The organism is Flavobacterium sp. (assembly GCF_035456085.1).
GTDB lineage: Bacteria > Bacteroidota > Bacteroidia > Flavobacteriales > Flavobacteriaceae > Flavobacterium.
The window spans coordinates 1-10892 of the sequence record NZ_DATIDY010000122.1 but is presented as its reverse complement, the minus strand read 5'-3'; the positions used below and the strand labels follow the sequence as shown (position 1 = coordinate 10892).

Sequence of the window (10892 nt, the reverse complement as noted above, 5' to 3'; positions counted from 1 at the left end):
TATTACTTCCAAAATTCGAAATTCCAGAAGAGTTTAAAGTTCCTGAAGATGCCGAAGATGGTGGTGTTCGTGGTGAGAATGCCTATTTGCGTCATTTAACTTATGCTGGAGCCGAGCGTCGTTACGAAGCCATTACCGATGAGGTTCGTGAGCGTTTGGATTTTGAGTTGATGACCATTTCGAATTCGGGTTATCCGGGTTATTTTTTGATTGTACAGGATTTCATTGCCGAGGCTCGAAAAATGGGTGTTTCCGTAGGTCCTGGTCGTGGATCGGCTGCGGGATCGGCGGTGGCGTATTGTTTAGGAATTACGAATATTGACCCGATTAAATACGATTTGCTTTTTGAGCGTTTCCTGAATCCGGATCGTGTGTCGATGCCCGATATTGATATCGATTTTGATGATGAAGGTCGTGGCCGTGTTATGGATTATGTAATCAATAAATACGGTGCAAATCAGGTAGCGCAAATTATCACTTATGGTAAAATGGCAACCAAATCGGCTATTCGTGATACGGCTCGTGTATTGGATTTACCGTTGTTTGAAGCCGATAGAATTGCAAAGCTGATTCCAGGAATGATGCCTTCCAAATGGAACTTAGCTCGTTTCCTTTCTGAATCCGAAGATGAGGTAAAAAAAGCATTAAAAGGTGCCGATGAATTTGAATTGGTAAAAGAATTAATCGCGATTGCCAATGAAGATGATTTGGCAGGAGAAACCATTCAGCAGGCAAAAATTTTGGAAGGGTCGATGCGAAATACAGGTATTCACGCCTGTGGAGTAATTATCACCCCGTCGGATATTACGAATTATGTTCCCGTAACGACAGCTAAGGATTCTGATTTATACGTAACTCAGTTTGACAACTCAGTTGCAGAAAGTGCCGGATTGTTAAAAATGGACTTCTTGGGTCTGAAGACTCTAACTCTGATAAAAGATACCGTTAAACTGGTAAAATATAGAACTGGAATTGAGTTAGATCCCGATACTTTTCCTATTGATGATATCAAAACCTATGAGCTGTTCCAAAGAGGTGAAACTGTTGGTATTTTCCAATACGAGTCACCTGGAATGCAGAAATACATGAAGGAATTGAAACCAACAGTTTTCGGAGATTTAATTGCGATGAATGCATTATATCGCCCGGGGCCTTTGGAATATATTCCGTCTTTCGTCCGAAGAAAAAATGGTGAGGAAGAAATCAAATACGATTTGGACGCCTGTGAAGAATACTTGGGTGAAACCTACGGAATTACCGTTTACCAAGAGCAGGTAATGCTTTTGTCGCAGTCGTTGGCTGGATTTACCAAAGGTGAAGCCGACGTTTTGCGTAAAGCGATGGGTAAAAAACAGAAAGACGTTCTGGACAAAATGAAACCTAAGTTCGTGGAGCAAGCCTCAGCAAAAGGTCATGATGCCAAAGTTTTGGAGAAAATCTGGAAAGACTGGGAAGCTTTTGCTAGTTATGCTTTTAATAAATCGCACTCGACATGTTATGCCTGGATTGCTTATCAAACGGCCTATTTAAAAGCACATTATCCTGCTGAATATATGGCGGCGGTGCTTTCAAATAACATGAACGATATCAAACAAGTATCGTTTTTTATGGAAGAATGTAAGCGAATGGGCTTGCAGGTTTTGGGGCCTTGTGTGAATGAGTCGTATTATAAATTTACTGTAAATGATGAGTATGCGGTTCGTTTTGGAATGGGCGCAATTAAAGGAGTTGGTTCTGGAGCGGTTGCCACTATTGTCGAAAGCAGAAAAGACGGAAAATACAAGTCAATTTTTGATTTAGCAAAACGCATTGATTTACGTGCCGCCAATAAAAAGGCATTCGAAAATTTAGCTTTGGCAGGAGGTTTTGACTGTTTTACTGATACTCACAGAGCGCAGTATTTCCACGACGATGGCGATGGAATAACTTTCTACGAAAAAGCCATGCGTTTTGGTTCGAAATTTCAGGAAAACGAAAATTCTTCGCAAGTAAGTTTGTTTGGTGAAACCAGCGAAGTGCAAATTGCCGAGCCTGTTGTACCTCCTTGTGAAGACTGGAGTACAATGGAAAAACTGGCCAAAGAGAAGGAAGTGGTTGGGATTTATATTTCAGGACATCCTTTGGATGATTATAAATTTGAGATGAAATATTTTTGCAATGCAAAGTTAGAGGCGTTAAAAAATATGGAGCAATATGTTGGTAAAAACTTGACTTTCGGAGGGATAATTACCAATGTTCAACATCGAGTAGCGAAGAACGGAAAAGGCTGGGGAACCTTCGTTTTGGAGGGTTACGATGAGAGTTATGAGTTTAAAATTTTCGGAGAAGAATATTTAAAATTCAGGCATTTCTTTATTCAAAATAATTTTACTTTTATAAAAGTGTTGATTAAAGAAGGTTGGGTAAATCAGGAAACCGGCAAAAAAACCGAACCTAGAATGCAGTTTGTTCTTGTGCAGTATTTACAGGATGTGTTGAGTACTTTTGCTAAAAAACTGATTCTTTTATTAGATATAAAAAATATCGAAACTGAGTTTATTCACAGATTAAATAGGCTTTTTCAAGAATACAAAGGAGACAATACAGTAACTTTTGAAATCATGGAAGTGGAGAGAGTTAAAAAAATGGTACCTATAGCTAATGAATTTGAAGAAAATGAAAATGGATCATTTGAAGAAGAAAATGAAGAAACCTCCGAGGTGTTAGAAACCAAACAAGTTACTGAGGTTGATGAAGTAAAAGTAATCACCAAACTATCAATGCCAAGCCGAAAGTTGAAAGTTCAAATTTCAAATGAATTATTGTTTGAATTAGAAAAAATGCAGATTAATTTTAAGTTGAATTAGTTTTAAATAGAATACGGTATTGGGGTTTGTTGAAGTATAGTATAAAACCCACAGTTTGTCATTCCGGAGGAATCCTAGCAATCAAAAGCGACAATCTTTGTAGAGTTTTTTGTACGAGATTCCTCCGGAATGACAAGTTTGTGGATTATTGGGATGTTGAAAAAAGTCATTGATAGTGCGTCTTCATGAGTGCAGTCGTGAACTATTATACTATCTCAACTGCACTAGATTTGACAAAAAAATAATTAGATTTTTATATAATTTTAATTATTTGTTACAATCAAATTCACTTCAATATTATTTCTAGTAGCATTTGAATAAGGACAAATCTGGTGTGCTTTTTCTACTAATTCTTTAGCTTCTTCAAGGCTAACTTCTGGGATATTTACAGACATTTCTACAGCAAGTCCAAAACCTCCGTTTTCAATTTGTCCAATACTCACTTTTGAAGTTACTGTTGTTTCTCCAGTTTTTGTTTTAGTTTGTTTGATAACAAGGTTCAACGCACTATCAAAACAAGCCGAGTAACCAGCGGCAAAAAGTTGTTCCGGATTGGTGTAATCATCGTTTAAACCGCCCAATGCTTTGGGCATTCTAACCTGTACATCCAAAACGCCATTATCTGATTTTACATGTCCATTTCTTCCTCCTGTAGCCGTTGCAACGGCAGTATAAATTGCTTTCATTGTATATTGTTTATTTATTATTTAAAATTTTATGTGAAATTCTTTTCAGTGATTCTGCTTCTTCTATCGAAATCCCTAGTTTTTCGAACATTTTCGGCGGAATACATATAGCTTTTTCTTTAAGATTAATTCCTTTCTCAGTCAACGAAATTTCAACAACCCGTTCATCTGAAGCACTCCTATTTCTATTTAATAATTCTTTTTGTTCCAAACGTTTTAGCAACGGGGTAAGAGTTCCGCTATCCAATAATAACTTTTCTCCAATCTGATTGACCGTTTGTGTTCCGTTTTCCCATAAAGTCAAAAGTGCTAAATATTGCGGATAAGTAATATCTAATTCGTTTAATAACGGTTGATATATTTGAGTAATCTGCCTTGAAACCGCATATAAAGGAAAGCACAATTGATGTTCTAATTTTAAAAAGTCTTCGTTTTTCATTTCTAATTTCTTTTGACAAAGATAGAAACATTATTTAATTAAATTGTGCACAATTTAATTTTTAACAATTTATTCGCATTTGCACAATAAAGCTGTCTGATTTACAATAGAATTTAAAAAAAATATTTAGAGTCTATTGAAAACTCCTAAGTACCGTATAAAACCCGAAGTTTGTCATTCCATAGGAATCCTAGCAATTAAAATTGCCAATCTTTGTAGAGCTCCACACTTTCTGATTTAAGTTTACTTAAAACAGACCTAGCACAGCTTTATTCTGTATTCCGATTTTGGTGTAATCAAAATTCAATTTGTTTTTTAAAATAGCCGCATAAACACTTCTAAAATCAATCTCGTGTTTCAAATCGCCATTATCTAAGTCGGTTAGATTTGGGTTGTTACCAATAATTTTTCCACGGTTGTTTCCGCCAATGACAAACATTGGAGCTGCTGTTCCGTGATCTGTACCGCGTCCGTTGTCTTTTACGCGACGACCAAATTCAGAGAAAACGACAATGGTTACATTTTGCAGTTGTTGTGATTTTTTTAAATCTTGATAAAAACTAAAAACCGCATCATTGAGTTCAGTTAGTCTACTTTTATGGATTGCAAGCTGATTGTCATGAGTATCAAAACCGCCAAGCGAAGTGTAGTATACTTTGGAATTGAGATTTCCTTTGATCAATTTTGAAATCCATTCTAAGTTTTTGGCCAATCCGGTTTTAGGATAAATCACATCAGATGGAGTCGATTTTGCTAATGCATTTTGAATATCATCCGAACCTTCTATAACAGAATTAGCTACTTTTCGAACAAAATCCAATTGCGGATTGCCTGATAATTGACCATCATTTTCAGTTTTATTTTTGGTTTTAAATCGGTCTGGATCTTTTACAGTTATAGAGTTGGGTTCGTCGCCTTTTAAAGCTAAATTATCAATAGTATCAATATTTATGCCTGCTGTAGGTTGGTGTTCCTTGCATTGTAAATCGAGATAACGCCCTAACCAACCTTCGTTGAGGTATTCCTGATGTGTCGGTGCAGTTTGCCAAATTTCCTGACTTCTAAAATGAGAGCGCACAGGATTTGGGTACCCCACATTTTGAATTACCGATAAATCTCCACTTTGTTGCATGCTGGCAAATCCTGTCAAAGCGGGATGAAATGCCATTCCTTTTGATGAATTTAAAACTTCGTTTTTTGAAATCGCAATTGTTGGTCGAGAATCATAATATAGAGCATCTTCAAAAGGGATAAAAGTGTTTAATCCATCATTCCCACCATTTAACTGAACAAAAACAACACATTGTTCGCCCAAAACCAAATTTGTTTGTGAACCAAAAGAATACAAAAAATCAGGCAACAGCAAAGATCCTCCTGTAAATGTTCCTGTAAGTGCTAAAAATTTTCTTCTATCCATTTTTAAAAGTTTGTAAAGTTGCTGAGATTCTGAGTTTCTAAGTTAAAGGTCTTTTTGTCTGCAATCTCAACTCCTATATTAATTGAAATTCAGGGGTCTTTACTATAAAATTAAACAAACGCATGACAGCGTTATCGGAGCCTTCGGTTTTAGGATCGAAATCATATTTCAGTAATTTTTCGAAATCCTGTTGGTTTGCAGCATCGGTATGGAATAATAAACGGTTTTCTAGTTCGGCGATGATTTGTTTGTTATTTTGTTGCTTATCCCAATTCAATTTTACCTTAAGTTGACGATTTGGGTTTTGTTTCATCATTGCGTTTTCGTTGTTTTTTGGTTTAGGCTGTGCCAGGTTTTTTCCATTACAAAGTAAATCGGCAACATTATTTCGTTGTAAAAAAACCTGTGAAGTGAGCCAGGAATTTCCGCCATCCCAACCTTTTACATTGGGTTGGTTGAATAAATCCATTCCTTGAGATTTGATGAATTTGGCAATTAGTTTCTCATTAGGATTTTCGATATTGAGTTCATTCATTAATTGCAAAATATACTCTAATGGGTTTTTAATTTTGGAACCAGCAGTATTTTTGGTAAACTCTTCGGTAAATATTTTGGTTAATAATGGTTTAATTTCAAAATTCATTTTCTTGAAATAATCACCATAATAATGAACTAATTCTGGCTTAGGATTATCATAAATAAACCACTTTAAAATTTTTTGGGTAATTAAATAAGGAATATTGGGTTGTTCAAAAATAATATCAACCATTTCGTCTATTTTGAAATTGCCTTTTTTTCCAAAATAAATGAAACTTTCATTGTCTTCAAACTTCGGATGATAAACAGCGCTTTCCTCACCATAGCCAAGTCCGGCAAGGCCTTTTGCACCGTTTTTTATATCTTGTTCTGTGTAATTACCAATGCCAAGAGTAAAAAGTTCGAGCAGTTCACGGCTTAAATTTTCGTTGAGTTTCCCTTTTTTATTATCAATATTATCGAGATAACGCACCATCGCGTTACTTTGAACAATTTCTTTAGTCAGGGTTTTAAAATTACCAAAAGCATTTTTTCTTAAAATCTGATTATGTTGAAAAATCCAATAATTGATTTTCACTTTTTGATCTGTAGCAACATAATGATTGTGCCAAAAACAAGTCATTTTTTCACGTAAAGGAAATTCAGACGTAATCATTTTATTAATCCACCAGGCTTTTAGTTCTTCTGAAGTTTGTCGTTCTTTTTTTTGGAATTCTTTTTTTTCATCTATTGAACCATTTTTAAAAAACTCTCTTTGTTTTTGGTATTCTTCTTTTGTTTTAGGACTATTTTCTAAAAAAGAAGGAATAGAGGAGTCAAAAGAGGTCATAAATGAATTTTCAAGAAAAGAAGCCAATCCTTTTTGAGCAATTATTGATGCTTCTTTATTAGAGAAACCCAACCGAAGTGACCAAAGCGAGTTTTGATTCATAACAAAGTTTTTAATAATTTAATGTCAATTGATTTGATGCATTTTATTTAAAAAGGTTTAATCGAATTAAATCTACTGTACAGTATAACAAAAGTTTGCTAATTATTATTTTAGTGCATTTATCAAAAGCCTGAGAAATAGTGTACTTCTTTCCTGTTATTAAATATATAAAAATTACCGATTATATGTTAAATTAAGCGATAAAAGAGGTTTTTGTAATCAATTAGTAATATTATTCCTTAATAGTATTGTTGAGTCGGGTGTGTTATTTTTGTAATATACCCGATGTTTTGTTTGTTTTTTAACAAAAAAACCTAACATTTATTATAAATTTTAGAATTAAATAATGCTTTTATGTTATTCGGCGGACAACTGTTAAGTGGATAGGTTTAAAATATATTTTTGCTTCAACTAAAAAAACTCAAATCATGAAAGCAAAAATAATATTATTCGGATTATTGGTTTCTACAATGACAATGGTAGGACAAACAACTAAAACAGTAGATAGCAACCAAGAAACTTGGTATTTTAAACTAGGCGGTTCTTATTTTATGCAAACTGCAGCGACTGAGTTTCCTGTAGTTGGTGGGCAATTACCAAACAGAGACGTTTACGCAGGTACTTTAGCTAATAATAAATTGATTTCAAGAGAAAGTGTAACAGGATCTTTTGGAGAAGGTTTTAGAAGCGGTATTACTGCTGGTTACCGTTTTTCTCCACGTTTAGGAGTTGAGTTGGCTGCTAATTACTATTCAAGTAATTCTAAAACAATGGCTCAGACAACTAATAGACTTATTTCATACAATCCTGCAACTAGTCCGGCAGCTACTTATGTGAGCTTTACTGCTGAAGGAAAAATCGAAGCTTTTGATTTAGCTCCTTCTCTAGTTATGTTTTTAGGGGAAGCAAAAGGTTTCGAACCATACACTAAAGTAGGAGTTATTGTACCAGTTCATGGGACATTGGAAATAGAAACTAATAGAGATTATGCAACTTTTGTTGGAGCGAATCAAGTAGCTAATACTGAAGCTTACTCTAAAGATGTTGTTAAGCCAAATCCAACAGTTGGATTTATGGCTGCTATCGGTACTTCATATAAATTAGGAAATCACATTTCAGCTTTTGCAGAAATTGAATACCGTAATTTTACAGTTCATGGAAAAACAAAAGAAACAAAAGAATACACTGAAAATGGAGTTGATAAATTGAATACAAGTACTTCTTTTAGAAAAGCTTCTTATTCTGCAATCCATACAGATTATGTTGATCGTTTAGATGGTAATTCAAATAATGAGACTTATAATCCAACTGGTTTTGATAATTCTAAGCCAATGAACGAATTAAGCTCTTATGTTGGGATTTCTGGTCTTGGTTTGACTTTAGGTTTAAAATATAGCCTGTAATTGTAATACATTTATAATTGTTGAAAAAGAGGATATTCGAAAGAGTATCCTTTTTTTTTGATGAAAAATTTTGAATATACACAATTGCCCTGGCCCTGATGGAAGCGGCATCCTGTGGTCCTGGGGTTCAGGACTACAGATACAGCGGACAGCAGGAATAGCTCCTGATCATTTTGGGATAACAATTAGTAATACATTTATAATGAAAACTAATTTTGGAATGACGTTTGAATGGTTTTTAATTTCTAAATTTGTATCCTAATTAAGAGAATAGATTTAAACTTAAAGAAAAGTAAATATGGCATTAGCAATAACAGATGCTACTTTTGATGAAGTAGTTTTGAAATCAGATAAACCGGTAATGGTAGATTTTTGGGCAGCATGGTGTGGACCTTGTAGAATGGTTGGACCAATCATTGACGAACTAAGCAGCGAATACGAAGGTAAAGTTGTAGTAGGTAAAGTTGATGTTGATGCAAACCAGGAATTTGCTGCAAAATACGGCGTTAGAAATATCCCAACAGTATTAGTATTCCATAACGGAGAAGTTGTTGGAAAACAAGTTGGAGTAGCTCCAAAACAAACGTATGCAGATAGTTTAGATGCTTTATTGTAATCTCGTTGTTGCGAGAACGAAGCAATCTCAATATTAAATCAAAAGGTCTAGCGAAAGTTAGATCTTTTTTTATACAACAAACTTAAGGTTTTGAGAATTGCCATTTTTTCAATCATTAAATTATTTAATCTTTTAATATCTTTGAAAGATGAAGATTGAATCGCAAATAAAAAAAATAGCTAGTTTTCAGCACTTGGAATTGTTAGCCAATCAAGTGGTGGAAGGATTTATTTCGGGGATGCATAAAAGTCCGTTTCATGGATTTTCGGCTGAATTTGCCGAGCATAAAGTGTATAATACAGGCGAAAGCACCAAACATATCGATTGGAAATTGTTTGCCAAAACAGATCGTTTATATACAAAATGCTATGAGGAGGAAACAAATTTAAGATGCCATATTATTATTGACAATTCCTCATCGATGCATTATCCAAAATTGAAAGACGATCAGCAGTTTTATGAGAGTAAGATAGGCTTTTCAATATTGGCTTCGGCGGTTTTGATGAATTTGTTGAAGAAGCAACGCGATGCAGTAGGTTTGAGTGTCTTTTCGGATAGTTACGAATATTATGCACCTGAAAAAGGTAGTGATCGCCATCATAGAATGATTTTGAATATGCTTGAAGGATTGTTGGAAAGTCCTAAAGAGAAAAAAAACACCAACACTATTACTTATTTGCATCAAATTGCAGAGAAGATTCACAGGCGTTCAATGATTATTTTGTTTACAGATATGTTTCAATCTGAAAATGAAGAAGCGCTATTTAATGCATTGCAACATTTGAAACATGATAAACACAAAGTGGTTTTATTTCATGTTATAGATAAAGAAAAGGAGTTAAAATTTGATTTTGACAATTCGCCACGAAAGTTTATTGATGTAGAAACAGGTGATGAGGTTGTTTTTTTTGCAGATAATGTAAAAGAAGAATACAAAAAAAAGGTTGGTGATTACTTTAAAAAACTAGCTTTGACCTGTGCTCAAAACAAAATAAAGTACATTCCGGTGGGAGTTGGAGAAAGTTTTGATAAAATATTGACTTCATATTTGATTGAAAAACAAAACTTTGGATAATTTAACTAAAAATTAATTGAAATTCTCTAATAAAAGGCTTGTGTAAACGAAAATCTATTGTATCTTTGCCACCGCAATAAAGCAGAGGTTTGGTAGTTCAGTTGGTTAGAATACATGCCTGTCACGCATGGGGTCGCGGGTTCGAGTCCCGTCCAGACCGCAATATTGGGAAAAGCCTTTCGTAACAGAAAGGCTTTTTTGCCCAAATACGGTATCTAAAGCTAGTTGTGTTGTTTCTCGTCCAATTATGACGAGACCGGTTTGTAGTTAGACCAATGAAAAGCTTTCCAATGCTTCTGAATTTATTCAGGATCTACGGATGGCTTTTTTGATTTTAAAGGGTTAATTTTTTTTTGATTTAATGTTATAAAATAGTTGCGTAAACAAAAATCTATTGTATCTTTGCACCCGCAATAAAGCAGAGGTTTGGTAGTTCAGTTGGTTAGAATACATGCCTGTCACGCATGGGGTCGCGGGTTCGAGTCCCGTCCAGACCGCAACATTGTAAAAAGCGATTCAGAAATGAATCGCTTTTTTTTATGGCTAAATGTGAGATATGGGAGCGCTTAAATGCAATTTTACCCCAAATAGTTGCCAGATTACCTTTGGCGATAATATTACGTTTTAACTTGGTTAAAATAGCATTGAAATCGGAAAATAGAGCGGTAGTTGGATTGGAATTATCAGGCTAATTTAGCAGTGAAAATAATTACTAATTCAAAATAAGAATATCATGAAAACGATTTTAAAATTCAGTTCAGTAGTATTGGTGGCGTTATTTAGCTTTAATACCTATGCAATTAATGGTGATTTCTTGCTTAATGTGAGAAATGGGGAAGGCAGAGAAATTAGTTTTTCGATAAATGAGATTCAAAAGGCTAATGTGAAAATCTATGACAAATCGCATAATGTGATCTATGATGAAACGATAACGGGTAAAGG

General features: G+C 34.5%; 8 protein-coding genes, 2 tRNA genes and 1 pseudogene. 7 read left to right on the top strand and 4 right to left on the bottom strand.

The annotated features are described in order from the left end of the window. Positions 1–2846 (top strand): DNA polymerase III subunit alpha (locus VLC96_RS09360; RefSeq protein WP_325262380.1); only part of this gene is annotated, 2846 nt, incomplete at its 5' end. A gap of 263 nt (positions 2847–3109) precedes the next feature. Here the strand turns inward: VLC96_RS09360 and VLC96_RS09355 are convergent. The 4 genes from VLC96_RS09355 to VLC96_RS09340 form a co-directional block, all read right to left on the bottom strand. After that, positions 3110–3532: an organic hydroperoxide resistance protein gene (locus VLC96_RS09355; protein WP_325262379.1), complete on the bottom strand. Its 423-nt coding sequence runs from the start codon at positions 3530–3532 to the stop codon at positions 3110–3112. 10 nt (positions 3533–3542) lie between these two features. Continuing rightward, on the bottom strand, positions 3543–3971 hold the full coding sequence (locus VLC96_RS09350) for a MarR family winged helix-turn-helix transcriptional regulator (RefSeq protein ID WP_325262378.1): 429 nt from the start codon (positions 3969–3971) through the stop codon (positions 3543–3545). A gap of 247 nt (positions 3972–4218) precedes the next feature. Next, positions 4219–5388, bottom strand: coding sequence for a DUF1501 domain-containing protein (locus VLC96_RS09345; RefSeq protein WP_325262377.1), 1170 nt, complete (start codon positions 5386–5388; stop codon positions 4219–4221). A 73-nt stretch (positions 5389–5461) separates the two neighbouring features. Then, entirely contained in the window at positions 5462–6856 is a 1395-nt protein-coding gene (locus VLC96_RS09340) for a DUF1800 domain-containing protein (RefSeq protein WP_325262376.1), read from the bottom strand. Positions 6857–7284: 428 nt separating this feature from the next. On the opposite strand from VLC96_RS09340, the gene VLC96_RS09335 reads away from it, so the two are divergent. The 6 genes and pseudogenes from VLC96_RS09335 to VLC96_RS09310 form a co-directional block, all read left to right on the top strand. Continuing rightward, positions 7285–8259: an outer membrane beta-barrel protein gene (locus VLC96_RS09335; RefSeq protein WP_325262374.1), complete on the top strand. Its 975-nt coding sequence runs from the start codon at positions 7285–7287 to the stop codon at positions 8257–8259. A gap of 298 nt (positions 8260–8557) precedes the next feature. Next, a complete protein-coding gene (trxA, locus tag VLC96_RS09330) occupies positions 8558–8875 on the top strand; it encodes a thioredoxin (RefSeq protein ID WP_007805142.1) in 318 nt (105 codons plus the stop codon). Positions 8876–9023: 148 nt separating this feature from the next. Continuing rightward, positions 9024–9950, top strand: coding sequence for a DUF58 domain-containing protein (locus VLC96_RS09325; protein ID WP_325262367.1), 927 nt, complete (start codon positions 9024–9026; stop codon positions 9948–9950). A gap of 86 nt (positions 9951–10036) precedes the next feature. Continuing rightward, positions 10037–10110, top strand: a tRNA-Asp gene (locus tag VLC96_RS09320). A gap of 263 nt (positions 10111–10373) precedes the next feature. Next, positions 10374–10447, top strand: a tRNA-Asp gene (locus VLC96_RS09315). A gap of 236 nt (positions 10448–10683) precedes the next feature. Further along, positions 10684–10892: pseudogene (locus VLC96_RS09310) on the top strand (secretion protein); the annotation flags it as partial.